Here is a 21495-nt window from a genome sequence, read left to right as displayed (position 1 = left end):
ACTTATTGACCTAACTTCAGGCGAGCAGTCTCGCCAGTGGTAAACGGGGCGACATCCACCGCCTGACCGTTGTAAGTGATTTGTGCGCCACGGGCATAACCCAGACGCACGGCAAAAGGCGGCTTGCCGCTGACATCAACGCTTTCACCCTTGCGCTTGAGGGCACTGAGCAGGAGCTTGCCGTTGCCATCGGAAACCTGAGTCCAGCAGTCAGCGCTGAACTGAATGTTTACCTGTGCCGAACCGACAGCTGACGCGGCGGTGTCCGGCGCGCTGACAGCGCTTGCAGGTGCAGCAGGTGCCGGTGCGGCGGCTGGCGCCTGAGCGACCGGCGTAGCTTGCACTGGCGCGGTATTCATAGGTGCTGCAGATCGCGCCACAGGCGTTGGTGCTGCTGGCGTCGCAGCACTGGCAGGCGCTTCACTCTGCGCCTGACTCTCGACTTGCGCGGTACTGGCGTCCGCTTCGCTCTGCCCTTCGGCAACGGCCTGATCTTCAGGTTCGTCGATCGGATGAATCTGCGTGGTACCGTCTGCGCCTTCGACCTCGACATGCTCAGGCGTCAACGACACGGCCTCTTTGCCACGCTGGGAGGACTGATCTTGCCACCAGACAAAACCGACACCGACCACTGCCACCAGCAACAGCAAACTGACAATACGCAGGATCGCATGGGAAACCCGCACGGGCTCCTCAATACGGCCCAATGCGTGGACACTGCTGCCCTGTGAGTCGGTACCGGTGTACTGATCGAACTCCTGGACCAGAATGGCCTGATCCATGCCCAGCAATTTGGCGTAAGCACGGATATAGCCGCGGGCGAAGGTATGCCCCGGCAGTTTGTCGAACGCGCCAGCTTCCAGGTTACTCAGGGAACTCACGGTGAGGTTGAGCTTTTGGGCCACTTCAGCCAGCGACCAACCATTGCTTTCGCGGGCCTGTCGCAGGGTCTCTCCGGGGTTTACGCGAGTCACTGCTTGAACTTCGGGATGCGCCGCTTTCATCATTGCTCCGACAGGTATTGCTGATATTCCGGCGTGCCGGGATAAAGTCGTTTTAGTTGCAGACCGTAACTGGCGGCCTTGTCGCGATCTTCGAACACCGTTGCCAGCCGAACGCCGAGCAATAGACTACGTGCATTTTGCTCGCCAAGCAGGCTAAAACGATCGTAATAGTTGCGCGCGGGCACATAATGCCTGTCTTCGTAAGACAACTCAGCCATTTCCAGCAACGCACGGGGCTGTTGGTGATTCAGACGCAGAGCCTTTTCCAGTTGCAACTGGGCCAGCTCGCGCTGGCCCAGCTTCGAAGCGGTCATACCCAGGTTTTCGAACACCCGGGAGCGCTCGGGGTAGAGAGTATCAGCAGCCGCTTGCTCGAAACGCTGATAAGCCTCTTTGTAACGTTTTTCTTCGAAGAGAAAGCTGCCGTAGTTGTTAAGAATCCGGGCACTGTGCGGAGCCGCCACCAGGGCCTTGCGAAAATGCTCATCGGCGAGCGCAGGCTCCATCTCAACCTGGAACACCAGCGCCAAGGCGGCATGGGCATCGGCATCAGCCGGGCTCAGCTCAAGGGCTTTTTTCAGTGGCACCTTGGCTCGCTCGCTCATGCCCTGCTGCAGATAACCCAACCCCAACTGCACGTACGCTGCACGCGCCTCATCACGGCCCTTGCTGGTGCTCATCGGGCTGGAATCACCCGAAAGAACACAGCCAGCACACAGGCTGGCAACAAGCAACAGCAGCGCGAAGCGCAGGGCCATGGAGTTCCTCTCTCAGGTTCGAGTCGCAGCGCTTTGCGGCATATCGGTGTCGGCGCTCAACTCGCGCACGGCGATATAACGCTCGCTGCGACGGGTGCGGTCCAGCACCTGCCCGACCAACTGACCGCAAGCAGCATCGATGTCCTCACCCCGGGTAGTACGCACGGTGACATTGAAACCTGCGTGGTGCAGTTGATCCTGGAAGCGACGAATGGCGTTATTGCTCGGGCGCTCGTACCCCGAATGAGGGAACGGGTTGAACGGGATCAGGTTGATCTTGCAAGGAATGTCCTTGAGCAACTCGATCATTTCAACGGCGTGTTCCAACTTGTCGTTAACATCCTTGAGCAGGGTGTACTCGATGGTCAGCACACGTTTCTCGCCCAAGGCGGACATGTAGCGCTGGCAAGACTCAAGCAGCATCTTCAACGGGTACTTCTTGTTGATCGGTACTAGCTGGTTGCGCAGCGCATCGTTGGGTGCGTGCAGCGACAACGCCAGGGAGACGTCGATGTGCTTGGCCAGCTCATCGATCATCGGCACCACGCCGGAGGTCGACAGGGTCACCCGGCGCTTGGAAATGCCGTAGCCCAGGTCGTCCATCATCAGGTGCATGGCCGCGATGACGTTGTCGAAGTTCAGCAGCGGCTCACCCATGCCCATCATCACCACGTTGGTGATGGCACGGTCGACTGTCGCCGGGACGCTGCCAAAGGATTTGTTGGCAATCCACACCTGGCCGATGACTTCGGCGGCGGTGAGGTTGCTATTGAAGCCTTGCTTGCCGGTGGAGCAGAAACTGCAGTCCAGGGCACAGCCTGCCTGGGACGAAACGCACAGAGTGCCGCGCTTGCCCTGGGGAATGTACACGGTCTCGACACAACTGCCGGACGCCACGCGCACCACCCATTTACGGGTGCCGTCGCTGGAGATGTCCTCGCTGACCACTTCGGGACCGCGAATTTCGGCAACGGTCTTGAGCTTTTCGCGCAGGACCTTGCCGACATTCGTCATGGCGTCGAAATCATCGACGCCAAAGTGGTGAATCCATTTCATTACCTGACCGGCACGGAAGCGCTTCTCCCCGATTGAGTCGAAGAATTTCTCCATTTCCGGTTGAGTCAGACCCAACAGGTTAGTTTTGCCGATCGATGCAGTCATGGTTTCACCCCTCACGCGCAAGCCTTACTCAGCGAGCGGTTACTTCAGTAGCTGCGAAGAAGTAAGCGATTTCGCGAGCAGCGGCAGCTTCGGAGTCCGAACCGTGAACGGCATTGGCGTCGATGGACTCGGCGAAGTCAGCACGGATGGTGCCGGCAGCCGCTTCTTTAGGGTTGGTAGCGCCCATCAGCTCACGGTTGCGAGCGATGGCGTTTTCGCCTTCCAGAACCTGAACAACAACTGGACCGGAAGTCATGAAGGCAACCAACTCACCGAAGAAGCCGCGCTCGCTATGCTCAGCGTAGAAGCCTTCAGCTTCAGCCTTGGACAGCTGCTTCATTTTCGAAGCTACAACGCGCAGGCCGGCTTCTTCAAAACGGGAAACGATCTTGCCGATAACGTTTTTTGCAACAGCGTCAGGCTTGATGATGGAGAAAGTACGTTGAACAGCCATGGTGTAACTCCAGAAACGGTGATTAAAGCGAAAAATTAAACCCGCGAATTATACGCGGGTTTATAGGGATTGCCTAACGGCGTAGCCCGCGGATTCAGTCCGCTTCGTCGATCCAGGCAGCTTGAATTGCTTCAAGAACCTTCTCGCCTCCGCGAGCCGGATCGTCGTTGAATTCCGGCAGGGCCAGAACCCATTGGTGCAGATCGACAAAGTTCACATAACGCGGATCCACATCGGGCTTGGACTCAGCCAACTGGATCGCGATTTCCAGTACATCAACCCACTTCAGACTCATGACGACTCCTTGAATCAGTGCGGCGCTTCGGCGGCGTGGTTGAGCGAGTACTTGGGAATTTCAACGGTCAGGTCTTCGTCGCCGACGATGGCCTGGCACGACAGCCGCGATTGCGCCTCCAGCCCCCAAGCCTTGTCCAGCAAGTCTTCTTCCAACTCGTCCGCCTCATTCAGCGAGTCGAAGCCTTCGCGAATGATGCAGTGACAGGTGGTACAGGCACAGACGCCGCCGCAGGCGCTCTCGATCTCGATGTGGTTGTCATGGGCCACTTCGAGCACCGAAACCCCGGGCTCGACCTCGACAACCAGACCGTCCGGGCAGAACACGGCGTGTGGCAGAAAAATGATCTGCGGCATCAGTTATTCCTCAATTTCATTCAGGTTGCGCCCCGCCAGAGCGGCTTTCACCGTCGAATCCAGGCGGCGGGCAGCAAAAGCATCGGTCACCTGCGACAGACGCTTGGTCTGCTGCTCGATGGCGTAACCATCGGTACCACGCATCAATTCACTCAGTTCCTGCATCTGCAGCTCGATGACCATGCGCTCTTCAGCGTCCAGCAGGCGATCACCGTCCGCATCCAGAGCGCCTTGCACGGCCTCGATCAGCCGCTGAGCATCAACCTGCTGCTCCCGCAGCACACGTGCCACCTTGTCGTCGCCGGCGTACTGGAAGGAGTCCTTGAGCATCTTGGCGATTTCGCCGTCGGTCAGGCCGTAGGACGGCTTGACCTGGATGCTGGCTTCCACGCCCGATCCCAGCTCACGCGCGGAAACGCTGAGCAGGCCGTCGGCGTCGACCTGGAAGGTCACGCGGATTTTCGCCGCGCCGGCCACCATCGGCGGAATGCCACGTAATTCGAAGCGCGCCAGGGAGCGACAGTCGCTGATCAGCTCACGCTCGCCTTGCAGCACATGAACCATCATGGCCGTCTGGCCATCCTTGTAGGTGGTGAAGTCCTGGGCACGGGCAACCGGGATGGTGGTGTTGCGCGGGATCACCTTCTCCATCAGCCCACCCATGGTTTCCAGCCCCAGGGACAACGGAATCACATCCAGCAGCAGCAATTCGCCGCCTTCACGCTTGTTGCCGGCCAAGGTATCGGCCTGGATCGCAGCACCGATGGCCACCACTTGATCCGGGTCGATCTCGGTCAGCGGCTGGCGCCCGAACATTTCAGCGACCGCTTCGCGCACACGCGGCACGCGAGTCGAACCACCGACCATGACCACCGCCTGCACTTCGTCCAATTCGACATTGGAGTCACGCACCGCACGACGGCAAGCCTTGAGGCTGCGCGCCACCATGGGCTCGATCAACGCATCGAAGGCCTCCCGAGTCAGGGTTGCGCGCCAGGCGCCATGCACCACCTCCACCGAAGCAGCGCTGGTCAGGGCTTCCTTGGCCGCACAGGCGGTTTGCAACAGATTGCGCTGGGCGCCCGGATCCAGGTCAGCGGACAAACCCGCGCCCTCAATGATCCAGTTGGCAATAGCGTGGTCGAAATCATCGCCGCCCAGGGCCGTGTCGCCACCGGTGGCCAGGACTTCGAAAACACCGCCGGTCAGGCGCAAGATGGAAATATCGAACGTACCACCACCCAGGTCATAGATAGCCACCACGCCCTCGGCGTGCTGATCCAAGCCATAAGCGACCGCCGCTGCGGTCGGTTCGTTGAGCAAGCGCAACACATTCAGACCGGCCAGCTTGGCCGCATCCTTGGTGGCTTGACGCTGGGCATCATCGAAATAAGCCGGAACAGTGATCACCGCCCCCACCAATTCACCACCCAGCGCCGCTTCAGCACGCTGACGCAACACCTTCAGCACTTCAGCGGAGACTTCCACCGGGCTTTTGGGCCCCTGGACAGTCTCGATGAACGGCATATGCGACTCACCGCCGACAAAGCGATAAGGCAGTTGCTCACCCAATTGCTTAACGTCGGCCAAACCACGCCCCATCAAGCGCTTGACCGAAAGCACGGTATTCAAGGGATCGGTGGGCGCAGCCTGGCGGGCGGACTCGCCCACTTCGACGCGGTCGGCGTGATAACGCACGGCAGACGGCAGAATCACCTGACCCTGCGCGTCGGCCAGAGGCTCGGAAAGACCACTGCGCAAGGCAGCGACCAGCGAATTGGTAGTACCCAAGTCGATTCCCACAGCCAGGCGACGCTGGTGCGGTTGAGGACTTTGGCCGGGTTCGGCGATCTGCAGTAGGGCCATGCTTATCTGGACTTATCTGTATATCAGGCGTGCGACCGGAGCGGCACTGGGTTAATCGTCGAGGCGCTCTTCTAACTGGCGCACTTCGTAGGTGAGCTTGTCGAGGAACTGCATGCGTCGCATCAGGCGCTCGGCCTGCTCACGCTGCACTGCATCGTCCCAACAAACTGCGAAGCTTTCGTTCAGTTCATCCTGGGCAGTCTTGAGCCGACGCTTGAATGCCGCCACGCCAGCCAGATCCGCGCTGTCCTGCAAGTCCTCGAGCTCTTCGCGCCACTGCATCTGCTGCAGAAGAAACTCCGGGTCATGCACCGTGACCTCAAGCGGCAACTCGCCCCCCTTCAAGGCCAGCAAGTAACGGGCGCGCTTGGGCGGACTCTTGAGGGTTTGATATGCCTCATTGAGGCTCGCCGACTGCTCAAGGGCCAAACGCTGCTCGCGCTCGGAAGCATCGGCAAAACGGTCCGGATGAACCTCACGCGCCAACTCACGGTAGCGCGCGGCCAACTGCTCGAGATCCAGACGGAAGCTCGGCTGCAGCTCAAATAAAGCGAAATGACAAGGAGTACCCACAAGAAGCCTCAGATGTTGAAGCTTTCGCCGCAGCCACATTCACCGCGCACGTTGGGGTTGTTGAACTTGAAGCCTTCGTTCAACCCTTCCTTGACGAAATCAAGTTCGGTGCCATCCAGATAGGTCAGGCTTTTCGGGTCGATGATCACTTTTTCACCGTGACTTTCGAACACCTGATCGTCCTCGCCGATCTCGTCGACGAACTCCAGCACATAGGCAAGGCCGGAACAGCCCGTGGTGCGAACACCCAGGCGAATCCCATCACCCTTGCCGCGCCCGTTGAGGGAGCGTCGCACGTGTTGAGCAGCCGCTTCTGTCATGCTGATAGCCATCGTGACTCCTTACTTGTCGCCAAATCTGTGAAAGCCGATCGATCAGATCAGGCCTTTCTTCTGCTTGTAATCGCGAACGGCGGCCTTGATGGCGTCTTCGGCGAGTACCGAGCAGTGGATCTTCACTGGCGGCAGAGCCAACTCTTCAGCCAGCTGGGTGTTCTTGATGGTCTCGGCTTCATCCAGAGTCTTGCCCTTCATCCACTCGGTGGCCAGGGAACTGGAGGCGATCGCCGAACCGCAGCCGTAAGTCTTGAACTTGGCGTCCTCAATGACGCCCTGCTCGTTGACCTTGATCTGCAGACGCATTACGTCGCCGCAGGCTGGAGCGCCGACCATGCCGGTGCCGACATCAGGGTCTTCCGCATCCATCTTGCCGACGTTGCGCGGGTTCTCGTAGTGGTCGATGACCTTTTCGCTGTAAGCCATGATTCTTAATCCTCACTCATCAGAGAGTCGCTCTTGGGGTCCGCAAACCGCCGTTATCGGCACGCTCCACAGAACCCTGTGCGGCGACTTAAATTCAGTGCGCCGCCCACTCGATCTTCGAGATATCGACGCCATCTTTGTACATGTCCCACAGCGGCGACAGAGCGCGCAGCTTGGTAACGGCTTCGCAGACTTTCTGCGCCGCGTAATCAATTTCTTCTTCAGTGGTGAAGCGGCCGAAGGTGAAGCGGATCGAGCTGTGAGCCAGCTCATCGTTGCGACCCAGGGCGCGCAGCACGTACGAAGGCTCAAGCGAAGCCGAAGTACAGGCCGAACCGGAAGACACCGCCAGGTCCTTGAGGGCCATGATCAGCGACTCGCCCTCAACGTAGTTGAAGCTCAGGTTCAGGTTGTGCGGCACGCGGGCTGTCATGCTGCCGTTGACGTACAGCTCTTCGAGGTGCTCGACCTGCTTGAAGAAGCGATCGCTCAGGGCCTTGATGCGCAGGTTCTCGGCCGCCATGTCTTCCTTGGCGACGCGAAAAGCCTCGCCCATGCCGACGATCTGGTGAGTGGCCAAGGTGCCGGAGCGCATGCCACGCTCATGACCACCGCCGTGCATGGTGGCCTCCAGGCGCACCCGCGGCTTGCGGCTGACGTACAGCGCGCCGATGCCTTTGGGGCCGTAGGTCTTGTGGGCCGAGAAGGACATCAGGTCGACTTTCAGAGCCTGCAGGTCGATCTCGACCTTGCCGGTGGACTGAGCGCCGTCGACGTGGAACAGGACGCCTTTGGAGCGGGTCAACTCGCCGATGGCGGCGATGTCGTTGATAGTGCCGATCTCGTTGTTCACATGCATGATCGAAACCAGGATGGTGTCGTCACGCAGGGCCGCTTCAACCATGGCCGGAGTGATCAGACCGTCTTCGCCCGGCTCGATGTAGGTCACTTCGAAGCCTTCACGCTCAAGCTGGCGCATGGTGTCCAGGACAGCCTTGTGCTCGATCTTCGAGGTGATCAGGTGCTTGCCCTTGGTGTGATAGAAATGCGCGACGCCCTTGATTGCCAGGTTATCGGACTCGGTGGCACCGGAAGTCCAGACGATTTCACGCGGGTCGGCGTTGACCAGGTCTGCCACTTGGCGACGGGCATTTTCCACCGACTCTTCGGCTTTCCAGCCAAACACGTGGGAGCGGGACGCCGGGTTACCGAAGTTTCCGTCGACCAGCAGGCATTCACTCATCTTCTGCGCCACCCGTGGATCAACCGGGGTGGTTGCAGAGTAATCAAGGTAAATCGGCAATTTCATGGACTCTCTCCTAAATCAGGCTGGCTGGCGTGCCGCTAGCTCTTTGGCTGTCATTCGACGGCTGACGCTTCAATCTTGTCCAGACGCGGCGCCTTGCCATTACAGCGGCGCTGGTCCTGACGCTGGGCGACCTCTTGTACCTCACGGCGAGTGACAAGGTCTGCCAAGCTGATACCGCTCAGAAATTCGTGGATCTGCAGGCTCAGGTCGCACCACAGGTGGTGGGTCAAACAGGTGTCGCCGGCGTGGCAATCACCCAATCCCTGGCATTTGGTGGCATCGACCGATTCATTCACCGCATCGATCACCTGGGCCACCTGGATCCCCTGCATGTCACGGGACAGCTGATAGCCGCCGCCGGGACCCCGGACACTGGATACCAAGTTACTGCGGCGCAGTTTGGCGAAAAGCTGTTCGAGATAGGACAGGGAGATGCCTTGGCGCTCAGAGATATCGGCCAGGGAGACCGGGCCATGTTGCGCGTGCAACGCCAAATCGAGCATGGCGGTCACCGCGTATCGGCCTTTAGTAGTCAGTCGCATGGACAAGTACCACGGAGTTTCGGAATAGGGACGAGTATGCAATACCCGAGTAATCAGGTCAACTATAAGACCCACTACCTTAGTCGGGTTTACCCGCAAAAGAGCGCGCGAATCATAGCAAAGTCTGCGATGCAATGGCACAGCACAGTGCCAACGCCTGACTCGCGGGTCGCTTATGCGGTATTACGACCTACCTGCCGACAGGACTGTCACCCTCGCCTTTGACTTCCGCGAAATCCTCTTGCCGCAGCTCAGGCAGATCCTTGGCGCAATAATCACTGCCCAGATCTTTCAGCGCACCACACATACCTTCCAGACGACCGTCGACGGCCTGCAGGTGATCAAGCAACTGACCAATGGCGCGAGCCACCGGGTCCGGCATGTCTTCACTGACACCATAAGCATCGAAGCCGAGCTTTTCCGCCATCGCCTTGCGCTTGGCCTCCTGCTCATCGCTGGACTTCATAATGATCCGCCCAGGAATCCCCACCACCGTTGCCCCCGCCGGCACCGCCTTGGTCACCACGGCATTGGAACCAACCTTGGCTCCAGCCCCGACAGTGAAGGGACCCAGCACCTTGGCGCCCGCCCCCACCACCACACCGTCTTCCAGGGTCGGATGGCGCTTACCCTTGTTCCAACTGGTACCGCCCAGGGTCACCCCCTGATAAAGCGTTACGTCGTCACCGATCTCCGCTGTCTCGCCAATGACGATACCCATGCCATGATCGATAAAGAAACGACGACCGACCTTGGCCCCGGGGTGAATTTCGATTCCGGTCAACCAGCGACCGAAGTTCGACACCAACCGCGCCAGCCATTTCCAGCCCATGCCCCACAGCGCGCCGGAGAGGCGATGAATCCAGATCGCATGCATGCCCGGATAGCAGGTCAACACCTCAAAGGCGTTGCGCGCCGCCGGGTCACGATGGAATACGCTTTGAATATCTTCACGCAGGCGCTCGAACATCACTGATCCTTCCGCTTTTGTAGCTCCCCACGGGCCGCTTTCTGGGTTTCCGTGAGAATGCCACGCAATATATTCATTTCCGCTCGACTGACCGAGCTACGACCGTACAAGCGGCGTAGGCGCGCCATCAAATGCCTTGGTTTTTCCGGATCGAGGAAGTCGATGGCTACCAATGTCTGCTGCAGATGCTCGTAGAACCGCTCCAACTCATCCATGGTCGCCAGTTCCTCACTGCGCGGCGAAGCCACTTCATCCTTCTCCACCTTGCTTGGCTGACCTTGCGCCGCCAACCAGGACATGCGCACCTCATAGGTCAGCACCTGCACCGCCGTGGCCAGGTTCAGCGAGCTGAACGCTGGATCCGACGGGATGTGCACATGGAAATGACATCGCTGCAGCTCGTCATTGGTCAGGCCGGAATCTTCACGACCGAACACCAGGGCGATCTGCGCACCCTGCCCCGCCTCCTCCACGACCTTGAGACCAGACTCGCGAGGATCAAGCAAAGGCCAGGGAATACGTCGATCGCGGGCACTGGTGCCAAACACCAGGGTACAGCCCGCCAACGCATCTTCCAGCGTCGCGACCACCTGGGCGTTTTGCAGGATATCGGTAGCACCGGAAGCCCGCGCATCTGCCTCATGGGACGGGAACACCCGTGGCTCAACCAGCACCAGACGCGACAGGCCCATGTTCTTCATGGCACGCGCAGCACCACCGATATTGCCGGGATGACTGGTATTGACCAGGACGACACGAATGTTCTGCAGCAAGGGAAGCGCTCTCGGACACGGGAAAGGGGAGCAAATCTTACAGAACGAACACCACTCCCGCCTCAAAAATAACCGCTACACAATTCCCACGCCTCTGTAGAGAGACGCCACAACCGCCACAAACACAGCACCCCGAAGACTGCCACACAGCAGATCAATGCAATCAAAGCGAACACTGACCTTCATCTGCAAAAGTTTTCTGCTAGAATGCTCGGCTTTCTTTAACAACCTTAGGTGACCTATCCATGCAGCCAATGCTGAATATCGCGCTGCGCGCCGCCCGCAGCGCCAGTGAATTGATTTTCCGCTCCATCGAGCGCCTGGATACCATCAAGGTCGACGAAAAAGACGCCAAAGACTACGTATCCGAAGTTGATCGCGCTGCCGAGCAGAAGATCATCGACGCGCTGCGCAAAGCCTATCCAACCCACGCCATTCTCGGTGAAGAAACCGGCCTGCACGCAGGCAGCGGCGAAGGCGAGGACTACCTGTGGATCATCGACCCACTGGACGGCACCACCAACTTCCTGCGCGGCATCCCGCACTTTGCCGTAAGCATTGCCTGCAAATACCGTGGTCGCCTGGAACACGCCGTAGTCCTGGACCCGGTTCGCCAGGAAGAATTCACAGCCAGTCGTGGCCGTGGCGCACAACTCAACGGTCGTCGCCTGCGGGTGAGCGGTCGCACCAGCCTCGACGGCGCCCTGCTGGGTACCGGCTTCCCGTTCCGTGACGATCAAATGGACAACCTGGACAACTACCTGGGCATGTTCCGCGCCCTGGTTGGCCAGACCGCCGGCATCCGCCGCGCTGGCGCTGCAAGCCTGGACCTGGCCTACGTGGCCGCCGGTCGTTTTGACGCCTTCTGGGAGTCGGGCCTGTCCGAATGGGACATGGCAGCAGGCGCCCTACTGATTCAAGAAGCCGGCGGCCTGGTGAGCGACTTCACCGGCGGTCACGACTTCCTGGAAAAAGGCCACGTGGTGGCCGGCAACACCAAATGCTTCAAAGCGGTCCTGACCGCCATCCAGCCGCACCTGCCGGCTTCGCTGAAGCGCTAAGCGCCAGCGACAAAAAAGGCACCCCAAGGGGTGCTTTTTTTATACCTGCAACCTGCGCAGGAACCGACTTACCAACAACCGGGATCTTGAGATCACCCTCACTGGCAAGCCAACGCCCACCAAGAGAGCTATTGGCCGGACTGATTCTGGTTCTGACCAAGAATCAAGCGACCTTCTTTATCAACTGGAATCTGGTTACCCGGATCACGATCCATGCGCACCTGACCTTGCTTGCCATCCAGGTCGTACTTCACGTCATAACCCACGACCTTCTCGCTGATGTCATTGACTGTATTACAGCGAGTCTGGGTAGTGGTGTAAGTGTCACGCTCCTGCATGCCTTCCTGCACCTTGTTGCCGGCATAGCCACCACCAACAGCACCCGCCACAGTGGCGATCTTCTTGCCATTACCACCACCAATCATGCTACCCAGCAGGCCACCGCCCACCGCACCCGCCACAGTACCCAGGATCTGATGCTCATCCTTGACCGGGCGCTGGCGAGTCACGGCGACGTCCTTGCAGACCTCACGAGGAGTCTTGATCTGTTGTTTGACCGGCTGTACGGCCAGCACTTGCGCATACTCAGGGCCGCTTTTAACCAAGCTGTAGGTGGCAACAGCACCCCCGGCTGTGACACCGACAGCACCCAATACTGCACCAACCAGCAACGACTTGTTCACGTGAACCTCCTGACCATACAAACGGGACCCGGCCCGCGCTTCTCCCAGCGTTGGAGCAATAAAAAAGGCGCGAGTTCAACACTCGCGCCTTTTTGACTGACAGCCGGAAAAGGGTTAGATCCTCACGGACGCTCGTCCACTTCCTTCTCGGTATTAGCCGGAGGAATCAGGTCCTCGCTGCTCAGGTTCAGCCAGATCAGCACCACGTTGGCGATGTAGATCGACGAGTAAGTACCCGCCAACACACCCACAAACAGGGCGATGGAGAAACCATGCAAGTTATCGCCCCCGAAGAACAGCAGCGCCGCAATCGCCAGCAACGTGGAGACCGACGTCGCCATGGTGCGCAGCAAGGTCTGGGTGGTCGAGATGTTGATGTTCTCGATCAGGCTGGCCTTGCGCAGCACCCGGAAGTTCTCACGCACCCGGTCGAACACCACGATGGTGTCGTTGAGCGAATAGCCGATGATCGCCAGCACCGCCGCCAGCACCGTCAAATCGAAGGTGACCTGAAAGAACGACAGAATACCCACGGTCACGACCACGTCATGGATCAACGAGACGATGGCACCCACAGCGAACTTCCACTGAAAGCGAAACGCCAGGTAGATCAGGATGCCGCCCAGCGCCATGAGCATGCCCAGCCCGCCTTGGTCGCGCAGCTCTTCACCCACTTGCGGCCCCACGAACTCGACGCGCTTGACCTGCGCCGGGTTGTCGCTGCCAGCCTTCTGCAACGCTTCGGCCACCTTGTGGCCCAGTTGCGGATCTTCACCCGGCATCCGCACCAGCAGATCAGTGGTCGCACCGAAGCTCTGCACGACCGCTTCGTGATAACCAGCATCGCTCAACTGCGAGCGCACCTTCATCACATCCGCCGGACGCTCGTAGGTCAGCTCGATCAGCGTGCCGCCAGTGAAGTCCAGACCGTAGTTCAAGCCCTTTTGGAACCAGCTGAACAACGCCAGAACGGTGAGGAGCACGGTAACGCCGAACGCGACGTTGCGCACACCCATAAAGTTGATAGTACGTAACATGGCAGCCCCTTAAATCCACAACTTCTTGAAGTCACGACCGCCGAAGATCAGGTTGACCATCGCACGGGTCAGCCAGATGGCCGTGAACATCGAGGTAAAGATCCCGAGGGACATGGTCACCGCAAAACCCTTGACCGGGCCGGTGCCCATGGCAAAGAGGATGCCGCCCACCAGCAAGGTGGTCAGGTTGGCATCGAGAATCGCAGTGAATGCCCGGCCGAAGCCTTCGTTGATTGCCCGCTGCACACTCAGGCCAGCGTTAATTTCTTCACGTATGCGCGAGAAGATCAGTACGTTGGCGTCCACCGCCATCCCCATGGTCAAGACGATACCGGCGATACCCGGCAGGGTCAGCGTCGCCCCCAGCAGAGACATCAAGGCCAGCAACAGCACCATGTTCAATGACAGCGCCACCGTGGCGATGAGACCGAAGAAACGGTAGATGAAGATGATAAACAGCGACACGAATAGCATGCCCCACAGGGACGCATCGATACCCTTGGTGATGTTGTCAGCACCCAGGCTTGGGCCGATTGTGCGCTCTTCGGCGAAGTACATCGGCGCCGCCAGACCACCGGCACGCAGCAACAGCGCCAGTTCGGAGGACTCGCCCTGGCCGTTCAGGCCCGTAATACGGAACTGACTGCCCAGCGGCGACTGGATGGTCGCCAGGCTGATGATCTTCTTCTCTTCCTTGAAGGTCTGCACCGCCACATCTTTCTCGACACCGTTCACCATTTGCTTGGTGTAGGTGGTGGTCGGCTTCTGCTCAATGAAGATCACCGCCATGCTGCGACCCACGTTGCTGCGGGTCGAACGGTTCATCAACTCGCCGCCGTGACCATCGAGCTTGATGTTCACCTGTGGACGACCCTGTTCATCAAAGCCGGCCTGAGCATCGGTCACCTGATCACCAGTGATGATCAGACCTCGCTCAATGAGCGCTGGAGGGCGATTACCCTCACGGAACTCAAAAGACTCGGAAGTCGCCCGGGTAGCACCCGGATCAGCAGCCAGACGGAATTCCAGGTTGGCGGTCTTGCCCAGGATCCGCTTGGCTTCAGCAGTGTCCTGCACGCCCGGCAGCTCAACCACGATTCGGTTGGCGCCCTGACGCTGAACCAGAGGCTCAGCCACACCCAGCTCGTTGACCCGGTTACGCACGGTGGTCAAGTTCTGCTTGATGGAGTATTCGCGGATTTCCGCCAGCTTTGCCGGGGTCATCGCCAGACGCAGCACCGGTTGACCATTGAGATCGGCCGGTACGATGTCGAAATCATTGAAATTCTTGCGGATCAGCGAACGAGCCTGTTCACGGCTGTCCTCATCACTGAAACCCAACTGGATGGCACCATTGAGCTGCGGCAGGCTGCGATAGCGCAGACGCTCTTTACGCAACAGACTCTTGACGTCGCCTTCGTAGACCTTCAGGCGGGCATCAAGGGCTTTATCCATGTCCACTTCCAACAGAAAGTGCACACCACCGGACAAGTCCAGGCCCAGCTTCATCGGATGCGCGCCGAGGCTGCGCAACCATTGCGGAGTGGTTTGCGCCAGGTTCAACGCCACCACATAGTCATCACCCAACGCCTTGCGCACTACATCCTTGGCCGGCAGTTGGTCTTCCTTATTGGTCAGACGCAGCAGGCCACCCTTGCCATTAGCGGCCACGGACGAAGCCTTGACCTTGATACCGGCGTCGGTGAGCGCTTTGCTCGCACGATCCAGATCCGCCTGAGTGACCTGCAACGCAGTACTCGCACCGCTGACCTGAATGGCCGGATCATCAGGGTATAGATTGGGAGCGGAATAAATAAAACCGATCGCCAGCACCGCCAGGATCAGTAGGTACTTCCACAGAGGGTATTTGTTCAGCATCACGCCGCCCGTTTATGACGCGGGGCGCCTTGCGCGCCCCGTCGATTGGTAAAAGATGAAACTTAGATGGCTTTCAGCGTGCCTTTTGGCAGCGTGGCAGCGATCGCGCCCTTCTGGAATTTCAGCTCAACGGAGTCCGATACTTCCAGAACCACGAAGTCGTCGGTCACCTTGTTGATCTTGCCGGCGATACCGCCAGTGGTCACAACTTCGTCGCCTTTCTGCAGGCTGCCGAGCAGGTTCTTCTGCTCTTTGGCGCGCTTGGCCTGTGGACGCCAGATCATCAGATAGAAGATGGCCAGGAAGCCGAGCAGGAAAATCCACTCGAAACCAGTGCCGGCAGGACCGGCGGCGGCAGGTGCAGCGGCGTCCGCATACGCGGCAGGGATCAAAAAGCTCATTTAACACTCCGATAATTGCAGAATTGGTGGCTTAACGTCTTTAGAACTTATTCTAAAGGCGGCACGGGTAACCCGCGTTTGGCATAGAAGGAATCGACAAAGGCGGCCAATGTACCTTGTTGAATAGCCTCGCGCAAACCAGCCATAAGACGCTGGTAATGGCGCAAATTATGGATGGTATTGAGCATACTCCCGAGCATTTCCCCGCACTTGTCCAAGTGATGCAGATAGGCACGAGAGAAGTTCTGGCAGGTGTAGCAATCACAAGTTGGATCCAGCGGCGAATCATCATGGCGATGGAACGCGTTACGGATTTTCAGCACGCCCGTATCGATGAACAGATGCCCGTTGCGGGCATTGCGGGTTGGCATCACGCAATCGAACATGTCCACACCGCGGCGCACACCCTCAACCAGATCTTCCGGCTTGCCAACTCCCATAAGGTAACGAGGTTTGTCGGCAGGCATCTGGCCTGGCAGGTAGTCCAGGACCTTGATCATTTCATGCTTGGGCTCGCCCACCGACAGGCCGCCGATGGCCAGGCCGTCGAAGCCGATCTTGTCCAGGCCTTCCAGGGAGCGCATGCGCAGGTCCTGGTGCATGCCACCCTGGACGATGCCAAACAGCGCCGCCGTGTTGTCACCGTGGGCATTCTTGGAACGCTGAGCCCAGCGTAGGGACAGCTCCATGGAAATCCGCGCCACGTCCTCATCAGCCGGGTACGGGGTGCACTCGTCGAAGATCATCACGATGTCCGAACCCAGGTCGCGCTGCACTTGCATCGACTCTTCGGGGCCCATGAACACCTTGGCACCGTCCACCGGCGAGGCGAAGGTCACGCCCTCTTCCTTGATCTTGCGCATGGCGCCCAGGCTGAACACCTGGAAACCACCGGAGTCGGTAAGGATCGGGCCGTTCCACTGCATGAAGTCATGCAGGTCACCGTGAGCCTTGATCACCTCGGTGCCCGGACGCAGCCACAGGTGGAACGTGTTGCCGAGGATGATCTCGGCGCCAGTGGCGACGATATCCCGCGGCAGCATGCCCTTGACCGTGCCGTAGGTGCCCACCGGCATGAAGGCCGGGGTTTCCACCGTACCGCGAGGGAAGGTCAGGCGACCGCGACGAGCCTTGCCATCAGTGGCCAGAAGCTCGAAGGACATACGACAAGTGCGACTCATACAGTTTCCTCGGGGGCCAGATCCTTGGGAGCGGTCGGCGCGGGATTACGGGTGATGAACATCGCATCACCGTAGCTGAAAAAGCGGTATCCATTTTCCACCGCGGCGCGATAGGCGGCCATGGTCTCGGGATAACCGGCGAACGCCGAAACCAGCATCAACAGCGTGGATTCCGGCAGATGGAAATTGGTCACTAGGGCATCGACCACATGGAACGGCCGGCCCGGGTAGATAAAGATATCGGTATCGCCGCTGAACGGCTTGAGCACGCCATCGCGCGCGGCGCTTTCCAGGGAACGCACACTGGTGGTGCCCACCGCCACCACCCGGCCACCGCGAGCCCGGCACGCGGCAACCGCATCCACCACGTCCTGGCCGACTTCCAGCCACTCGTGATGCATATGGTGATCTTCGATGCGCTCGACCCGCACCGGCTGAAAGGTTCCGGCGCCGACATGCAGGGTCACGAACGCCGTCTCCACGCCCTTGGCGGCAATGGCGTCCAACAGCGGCTGGTCGAAATGCAGGCCGGCGGTCGGTGCTGCCACCGCCCCCAGGCGCTCGGCGTATACGGTCTGGTAACGCTCACGGTCCGCGCCTTCGTCCGGACGGTCTATATAAGGAGGCAACGGCATGTGCCCGACCCGATCTAGCAGCGGTAGCACTTCTTCGGCAAAACCCAATTCGAACAACGCATCGTGACGGGCCAGCATCTCAGCCTCGCCACCGCCGTCGATCAGGATCTTCGCCCCCGGCTTGGGCGACTTGCTGGAGCGCACATGAGCCAGCACACGATGACTGTCCAGCACCCGCTCGACGAGAATCTCCAACTTGCCGCCCGAGGCCTTCTGGCCGAACAGGCGCGCCGGAATCACTCGGGTATTGTTGAACACCATCAAATCGCCGGGGCGCAAATGCTCCAGAAAATCAGTGAATTGACGGTGGGCCAAGGCGCCAGTTGGCCCATCCAGGGTCAACAAGCGGCTGCCGCGACGCTCGGCCAGTGGGTGGCGGGCGATCAGCGAATCAGGGAGTTCGAAGGTAAAGTCAGCAACGCGCATGATGGAGTTCGTCTAGCAGGGCCGGAAAGTTTAGCGGAATAAGTGAAAATTGACCATGAAAGCCGATTGACCAACGGCAACCTCATCTCTATACTTCGCCGCCATTGAGCCCTGATGGCGGAATTGGTAGACGCGGCGGATTCAAAATCCGTTTTCGCAAGAAGTGGGAGTTCGAGTCTCCCTCGGGGCACCAAGTACATACCTCAAGATGCCGCTCAATGCATCTTGAACCCAAAAGAACCGGCCACTTGAGCCGGTTTTTTTGTGCCTGGCGGTCTGCCCTGCCCAAGACTCGGTGTTTCCCGGCTGCTACCCTGAGCAGCCCCATCCGGAATACAAGGGCGCGCTGCTCACTCGATCTGAATCGGCCCTTTGGTTCCGGCATCGACATCCATCCAGACGTCTTCATTTTGCACGCGCCGGTCACCTTGAATCGTGAACAGGATCGAGCCTTGTCGGAATTGCAAAGTGCCGTCCGTGCGTTTGGCGTCGACCTGCTTGCCGTTCACCCAGACATGCTCTTGGGCATCGATACGAATGGTGGCGACGGTCGCGCCAGCGTCACTTGTGGCCGTCCACTGCCCCGCATACGGGGTCTGCTCTTTCCCGCTGTCGGCGGCGGGGGTGTAAGGATCGGCAAACCCGGCCTTGGCGTTTTCCGCCTTGCTCTTGTGGATGTCGCAGCCCTGAAGCTCGCTCATCTGCGTACAGCCCGATTGCTCAAGTTGCTGACGGTACTTTTCGTTGATGGCGTAAGCCGGCGACTGGGCCAACAACAAAATTGCCAGTGCCGGCCAAACGATCTTGTTCATCTTGTCCTCTCTTTTGATCTGCGCATTGCTAAACAATAGACACCACACACTCAGGTATATCTACATCGCTATTAGAAAAGCCCAAAACCGTTGCGGACTTTTCTCTACTCCCAAGACCGCTGAAACCGCCCTCACCAAGCAATCTCGTTGCCGATAGCCTGTATCACCATGCTCGCCAGCCGCTCGGTCAGCGGATCAGGATTCGCCTCTCGCCGGTGCAACGTCAAGGCGATAGCGGGTAATGCCGGCAAGCCGCGGTCGCCGGCCTGCAGAAGCTCGGTGCCGGGCTGCAGGCCCAGGGCCGTGCGGATGGTGTAGCCCAGGCCGGCCTCGGTCGCCGCCGACAAGCCGGTGAGGCTGGAACTGGTGAACGATAGCAGCCAGGGAATCCCTTCACGGTTCAGCGCCTCGGTGGCCATTGAATGAAAAGGGCAAGGCGCTTCGAAGGCAATGATCGGCAACGGCGTACCTGACTCGGCGTGCCAGTCCAGGTGCTGGAGCGCGGAGCCGATCCATTGCATCGGCAACTGCGCCAGCACTTCCTGATTGCCTCTGCTCATGTCCGCCCCCCAGGCCACCGCAAGGTCGAGGGAGCCGTTATCGATCCGACTCAACAGATCGGCATTGCGCGCGATGCAGGCTTCAACCCGAACGTCGGGATGAGCCCTGGCAAAACGGCCAAGCACCGCGGGCAGGAAAGCGCCCAGGTCCTCCTGCAGCCCAAGGCGCACCCAGCCTTTGAGCGCGAGTCCGGCAACGGCGGTGAGCGCTTCGTCATTGAGGCTCAACAACCGTCGAGAATAATTGAGCAGTACCTCTCCAGTCTCCGTCAGCGCCAGCCCGCGCCCAGCCTTTTTGAACAAGGGAGAGCCCACCTGAGCTTCCAGCTTCTTCAACTGGGCGCTAATGGCGGATGTCGAACGTGCGAGTTTGTGCGCCGCCTTGGCAAAGCTACCCAGATCGACCCCAGCGACAAAACTGCGCATGGCATCCAGGTCCAAATTTATCGGCCTCATAACAATCCTGTTTTTCGGGATCAACACAACAAATTACCTGATATTCAGAACAATACTCCCGTGAGAATCTTTTAACCCACAACTATCTGCCCAGTGAGGATCCTAATGCCTGTAAATAACGGTCACCGGTGGAACGTGCTCGGCGTCGGCGTTGCGGCCAACGCCAGTTTTTCCAGTGTGATAGGGGGACTGCCCGCTACAGCGGTCTATATGCGCGCCACCTATCAGCTGGACAACGCCGAGCTGGGATTGGTCCTGGGGGTGCTCGGACTGGGCATCGCCCTCAGCGAAATTCCCTGGGGCCTGCTCACCGATCGCTGGGGGGATCGTCCGGTTCTGCTGACCGGGCTTTTGACCTCCGGCATCGCCTTGCTGATCCTGGCCATACTGGCCTTTTATGCCCCCACGGTGGGCCTGCTGGCGGCGGGGCTGTTCACCGTGGGCCTGTTGGGCAGCAGCGTCAACGGCGCCAGCGGCCGGGCCATCATGGCCTGGTTCAAGGAAGGCGAGCGCGGGCTGGCGATGAGTATTCGGCAGACCGCTGTACCCGGGGGCTATGCCTTGGGCGCGATGGTATTGCCCTACCTGGCGCATACCTACGGTTTTATCGAAGTATTCACGGCATCGGCGCTGTTCTGCCTGGTGGCCGCCCTGTTTGCCTGGTTATGGCTGTACGAGCCGGACTTCTCCAGCAGTGCGGCAAAAAAACAGCGCCTGGAGAGCCGCAACAGCCCCTTGAAAGACCCAAGAATCTGGCGAATCGTCCTGGCCATCGCCCTGCTCTGCGCCCCGCAATTTGCCATTCTCACCTATGCGGCGGTGTTCTTTCATGACGTTGGCAACATCGACATCACCCTGGTTTCCGCGACTCTGGCAGTCATCCAGATTGGCGCGATCGTCAGCCGGATCTGGAGCGGGCGCTGGACCGACAAAAACAAGAACCGGCGCCGCTACCTCAAGGCCTGCGCCTGGTTGAGCACCCTGACCTTCCTGCTCTTGAGCGCAACGGTAGCGGCCGCCAGCTTCTATGGCATCAGCCAAACCCCGCTGGCCAGCGCCCTGACCATCGGTGTGATGATCATCGCTGGAATCAGCGTGTCCGCCTGGCACGGTGTCGCCTACACCGAGCTGGCGACACTGGCCGGCGCCAGTCGGACGGGCACGGCTCTGGCCATGGGCAATACCTGCGTCTTTGTAGTGCTGTTCGCAACCCCGATTGCCGTATCAGCCCTCATGACGCACTTCTCCTGGGGCCTGGTGTGGCTGGCCGCCGCCCTCTGTGCACTGTTGGCGGCAGGGCTGTTTCCTCGCGTTGAAAAAAGCCATGCATGGGCTCTGGGCTCGACTTGAAGTCGAACACAGGCCGGCGCTCAGACAGTCACCTGCCCGCGTTCTATTGTTTAAAAAACGCCTTCGACCAGCCTGACGACACTCCAGGCGCTGCGATCATCCAGCTCCCGCGCCGCACCTCCCAAGCCAGATAACCCTGAAGTGAGTGCATGAAAAAATCTCAACTCAATAGCGAATTTTCCTTATTACAAAT

At 59.3% G+C, this 21495-nt stretch carries 24 protein-coding genes and 1 tRNA gene; 3 read left to right on the top strand and 22 right to left on the bottom strand.

Annotation, left to right across the window (positions count from 1 at the left end):
• Positions 1–2 precede the first annotated feature (2 nt).
• The 14 genes from PLD_RS06640 to trmJ all read right to left on the bottom strand — a co-directional run bounded on the left by PLD_RS06640 (position 3) and on the right by trmJ (position 10822).
• Complete coding sequence (locus tag PLD_RS06640; protein ID WP_159891008.1) at positions 3–1004, bottom strand: RodZ family helix-turn-helix domain-containing protein; 1002 nt, start codon at positions 1002–1004, stop codon at positions 3–5.
• Positions 1004–1762 carry a type IV pilus biogenesis/stability protein PilW gene (pilW, locus tag PLD_RS06635; RefSeq protein WP_159891006.1) on the bottom strand — a complete coding sequence of 253 codons (759 nt, stop codon included), beginning with the start codon at positions 1760–1762 and terminating at the stop codon, positions 1004–1006. Before pilW ends, PLD_RS06640 begins: the two co-directional genes overlap by 1 nt.
• 12 nt (positions 1763–1774) lie before the next feature.
• Positions 1775–2923 carry a 23S rRNA (adenine(2503)-C(2))-methyltransferase RlmN gene (gene rlmN, locus PLD_RS06630; protein ID WP_159891004.1) on the bottom strand — a complete coding sequence of 383 codons (1149 nt, stop codon included), beginning with the start codon at positions 2921–2923 and terminating at the stop codon, positions 1775–1777.
• 28 nt (positions 2924–2951) lie between these two features.
• Complete coding sequence (gene ndk / locus PLD_RS06625; protein WP_025129556.1) at positions 2952–3377, bottom strand: nucleoside-diphosphate kinase; 426 nt, start codon at positions 3375–3377, stop codon at positions 2952–2954.
• 94 nt (positions 3378–3471) lie between these two features.
• Positions 3472–3672 carry a Fe-S cluster assembly protein IscX gene (gene iscX, locus PLD_RS06620; protein ID WP_041119732.1) on the bottom strand — a complete coding sequence of 67 codons (201 nt, stop codon included), beginning with the start codon at positions 3670–3672 and terminating at the stop codon, positions 3472–3474.
• 14 nt (positions 3673–3686) lie between these two features.
• Positions 3687–4028, bottom strand: coding sequence for an ISC system 2Fe-2S type ferredoxin (gene fdx, locus PLD_RS06615; protein ID WP_011063213.1), 342 nt, complete (start codon positions 4026–4028; stop codon positions 3687–3689).
• 3 nt (positions 4029–4031) lie between these two features.
• Positions 4032–5894, bottom strand: coding sequence for a Fe-S protein assembly chaperone HscA (gene hscA / locus PLD_RS06610; RefSeq protein WP_159891002.1), 1863 nt, complete (start codon positions 5892–5894; stop codon positions 4032–4034).
• Between the two features lie 51 nt (positions 5895–5945).
• A complete protein-coding gene (gene hscB, locus PLD_RS06605; protein WP_159891000.1) occupies positions 5946–6467 on the bottom strand; it encodes a co-chaperone HscB in 522 nt (173 codons plus the stop codon).
• A gap of 8 nt (positions 6468–6475) precedes the next feature.
• A complete protein-coding gene (gene iscA / locus PLD_RS06600; RefSeq protein ID WP_007929524.1) occupies positions 6476–6799 on the bottom strand; it encodes an iron-sulfur cluster assembly protein IscA in 324 nt (107 codons plus the stop codon).
• 42 nt (positions 6800–6841) lie between these two features.
• Positions 6842–7228 carry a Fe-S cluster assembly scaffold IscU gene (iscU, locus tag PLD_RS06595; protein WP_027619655.1) on the bottom strand — a complete coding sequence of 129 codons (387 nt, stop codon included), beginning with the start codon at positions 7226–7228 and terminating at the stop codon, positions 6842–6844.
• A gap of 94 nt (positions 7229–7322) precedes the next feature.
• On the bottom strand, positions 7323–8537 hold the full coding sequence (locus PLD_RS06590; RefSeq protein WP_159890998.1) for an IscS subfamily cysteine desulfurase: 1215 nt from the start codon (positions 8535–8537) through the stop codon (positions 7323–7325).
• Between the two features lie 50 nt (positions 8538–8587).
• On the bottom strand, positions 8588–9079 hold the full coding sequence (iscR, locus tag PLD_RS06585; RefSeq protein WP_011063217.1) for a Fe-S cluster assembly transcriptional regulator IscR: 492 nt from the start codon (positions 9077–9079) through the stop codon (positions 8588–8590).
• Between the two features lie 190 nt (positions 9080–9269).
• Positions 9270–10049, bottom strand: coding sequence for a serine O-acetyltransferase (cysE, locus tag PLD_RS06580; RefSeq protein WP_159890996.1), 780 nt, complete (start codon positions 10047–10049; stop codon positions 9270–9272).
• Positions 10049–10822 carry a tRNA (cytosine(32)/uridine(32)-2'-O)-methyltransferase TrmJ gene (gene trmJ / locus PLD_RS06575; protein WP_159890994.1) on the bottom strand — a complete coding sequence of 258 codons (774 nt, stop codon included), beginning with the start codon at positions 10820–10822 and terminating at the stop codon, positions 10049–10051. Before trmJ ends, cysE begins: the two co-directional genes overlap by 1 nt.
• A 245-nt stretch (positions 10823–11067) precedes the next feature.
• Between trmJ and suhB the strand changes: the two genes are divergently transcribed.
• A complete protein-coding gene (gene suhB, locus PLD_RS06570; RefSeq protein ID WP_011063220.1) occupies positions 11068–11883 on the top strand; it encodes an inositol-phosphate phosphatase in 816 nt (271 codons plus the stop codon).
• A 128-nt stretch (positions 11884–12011) separates the two neighbouring features.
• Here the strand turns inward: suhB and PLD_RS06565 are convergent, their stop codons facing one another.
• The 6 genes from PLD_RS06565 to queA all read right to left on the bottom strand — a co-directional run bounded on the left by PLD_RS06565 (position 12012) and on the right by queA (position 18124).
• A complete protein-coding gene (locus PLD_RS06565) occupies positions 12012–12566 on the bottom strand; it encodes a glycine zipper 2TM domain-containing protein (RefSeq protein WP_159890992.1) in 555 nt (184 codons plus the stop codon).
• Positions 12567–12688: 122 nt separating this feature from the next.
• Positions 12689–13603 carry a protein translocase subunit SecF gene (secF, locus tag PLD_RS06560; RefSeq protein ID WP_159890990.1) on the bottom strand — a complete coding sequence of 305 codons (915 nt, stop codon included), beginning with the start codon at positions 13601–13603 and terminating at the stop codon, positions 12689–12691.
• 9 nt (positions 13604–13612) lie between these two features.
• Entirely contained in the window at positions 13613–15481 is a 1869-nt protein-coding gene (gene secD, locus PLD_RS06555; RefSeq protein ID WP_159890988.1) for a protein translocase subunit SecD, read from the bottom strand.
• A 62-nt stretch (positions 15482–15543) separates the two neighbouring features.
• On the bottom strand, positions 15544–15882 hold the full coding sequence (gene yajC / locus PLD_RS06550) for a preprotein translocase subunit YajC (RefSeq protein WP_159890986.1): 339 nt from the start codon (positions 15880–15882) through the stop codon (positions 15544–15546).
• Positions 15883–15929: 47 nt separating this feature from the next.
• Positions 15930–17045 carry a tRNA guanosine(34) transglycosylase Tgt gene (gene tgt, locus PLD_RS06545; RefSeq protein WP_161799191.1) on the bottom strand — a complete coding sequence of 372 codons (1116 nt, stop codon included), beginning with the start codon at positions 17043–17045 and terminating at the stop codon, positions 15930–15932.
• 14 nt (positions 17046–17059) lie between these two features.
• Positions 17060–18124: a tRNA preQ1(34) S-adenosylmethionine ribosyltransferase-isomerase QueA gene (queA, locus tag PLD_RS06540; RefSeq protein ID WP_159890984.1), complete on the bottom strand. Its 1065-nt coding sequence runs from the start codon at positions 18122–18124 to the stop codon at positions 17060–17062.
• Between the two features lie 108 nt (positions 18125–18232).
• Here queA and PLD_RS06535 point away from each other — a divergent pair.
• A tRNA-Leu gene (locus PLD_RS06535) sits at positions 18233–18317 on the top strand.
• 157 nt (positions 18318–18474) lie between these two features.
• Here PLD_RS06535 and PLD_RS06530 read toward each other — a convergent pair.
• Both PLD_RS06530 and PLD_RS06525 read right to left on the bottom strand, forming a co-directional pair.
• Positions 18475–18936, bottom strand: coding sequence for a hypothetical protein (locus tag PLD_RS06530; RefSeq protein WP_159890982.1), 462 nt, complete (start codon positions 18934–18936; stop codon positions 18475–18477).
• 131 nt (positions 18937–19067) lie between these two features.
• Positions 19068–19952 carry a LysR family transcriptional regulator gene (locus tag PLD_RS06525; RefSeq protein ID WP_159890980.1) on the bottom strand — a complete coding sequence of 295 codons (885 nt, stop codon included), beginning with the start codon at positions 19950–19952 and terminating at the stop codon, positions 19068–19070.
• Positions 19953–20057: 105 nt separating this feature from the next.
• Here PLD_RS06525 and PLD_RS06520 point away from each other — a divergent pair, with 105 nt between their 5' ends.
• Positions 20058–21302 carry an MFS transporter gene (locus PLD_RS06520; protein WP_159890978.1) on the top strand — a complete coding sequence of 415 codons (1245 nt, stop codon included), beginning with the start codon at positions 20058–20060 and terminating at the stop codon, positions 21300–21302.
• Positions 21303–21495 lie beyond the last annotated feature (193 nt).

The organism is Pseudomonas sp. LD120, from assembly GCF_009861525.1.
GTDB lineage: Bacteria > Pseudomonadota > Gammaproteobacteria > Pseudomonadales > Pseudomonadaceae > Aquipseudomonas.
Note: the sequence above shows the minus strand (reverse complement) of the source record. Positions and strands in the feature narration are given on the sequence as shown.

Bases quoted from the DNA above. Each gene is read 5' to 3' on its own strand.
- PLD_RS06640 (WP_159891008.1), bottom strand. From the start codon at position 1,004: ATGAAAGCGGCGCATCCCGAAGTTCAAGCAGTGACTCGCGTAAACCCC.
- pilW (WP_159891006.1), bottom strand. From the start codon at position 1,762: ATGGCCCTGCGCTTCGCGCTGCTGTTGCTTGTTGCCAGCCTGTGTGCT.
- rlmN (WP_159891004.1), bottom strand. From the start codon at position 2,923: ATGACTGCATCGATCGGCAAAACTAACCTGTTGGGTCTGACTCAACCG.
- ndk (WP_025129556.1), bottom strand. From the start codon at position 3,377: ATGGCTGTTCAACGTACTTTCTCCATCATCAAGCCTGACGCTGTTGCA.
- iscX (WP_041119732.1), bottom strand. From the start codon at position 3,672: ATGAGTCTGAAGTGGGTTGATGTACTGGAAATCGCGATCCAGTTGGCT.
- fdx (WP_011063213.1), bottom strand. From the start codon at position 4,028: ATGCCGCAGATCATTTTTCTGCCACACGCCGTGTTCTGCCCGGACGGT.
- hscA (WP_159891002.1), bottom strand. From the start codon at position 5,894: ATGGCCCTACTGCAGATCGCCGAACCCGGCCAAAGTCCTCAACCGCAC.
- iscA (WP_007929524.1), bottom strand. From the start codon at position 6,799: ATGGCTATCAGCATGACAGAAGCGGCTGCTCAACACGTGCGACGCTCC.
- iscU (WP_027619655.1), bottom strand. From the start codon at position 7,228: ATGGCTTACAGCGAAAAGGTCATCGACCACTACGAGAACCCGCGCAAC.
- PLD_RS06590 (WP_159890998.1), bottom strand. From the start codon at position 8,537: ATGAAATTGCCGATTTACCTTGATTACTCTGCAACCACCCCGGTTGAT.
- iscR (WP_011063217.1), bottom strand. From the start codon at position 9,079: ATGCGACTGACTACTAAAGGCCGATACGCGGTGACCGCCATGCTCGAT.
- cysE (WP_159890996.1), bottom strand. From the start codon at position 10,049: ATGTTCGAGCGCCTGCGTGAAGATATTCAAAGCGTATTCCATCGTGAC.
- suhB (WP_011063220.1), top strand. From the start codon at position 11,068: ATGCAGCCAATGCTGAATATCGCGCTGCGCGCCGCCCGCAGCGCCAGT.
- secF (WP_159890990.1), bottom strand. From the start codon at position 13,603: ATGTTACGTACTATCAACTTTATGGGTGTGCGCAACGTCGCGTTCGGC.
- secD (WP_159890988.1), bottom strand. From the start codon at position 15,481: ATGCTGAACAAATACCCTCTGTGGAAGTACCTACTGATCCTGGCGGTG.
- yajC (WP_159890986.1), bottom strand. From the start codon at position 15,882: ATGAGCTTTTTGATCCCTGCCGCGTATGCGGACGCCGCTGCACCTGCC.
- tgt (WP_161799191.1), bottom strand. From the start codon at position 17,045: ATGTCCTTCGAGCTTCTGGCCACTGATGGCAAGGCTCGTCGCGGTCGC.
- queA (WP_159890984.1), bottom strand. From the start codon at position 18,124: ATGCGCGTTGCTGACTTTACCTTCGAACTCCCTGATTCGCTGATCGCC.
- PLD_RS06530 (WP_159890982.1), bottom strand. From the start codon at position 18,936: ATGAACAAGATCGTTTGGCCGGCACTGGCAATTTTGTTGTTGGCCCAG.
- PLD_RS06525 (WP_159890980.1), bottom strand. From the start codon at position 19,952: ATGAGGCCGATAAATTTGGACCTGGATGCCATGCGCAGTTTTGTCGCT.
- PLD_RS06520 (WP_159890978.1), top strand. From the start codon at position 20,058: ATGCCTGTAAATAACGGTCACCGGTGGAACGTGCTCGGCGTCGGCGTT.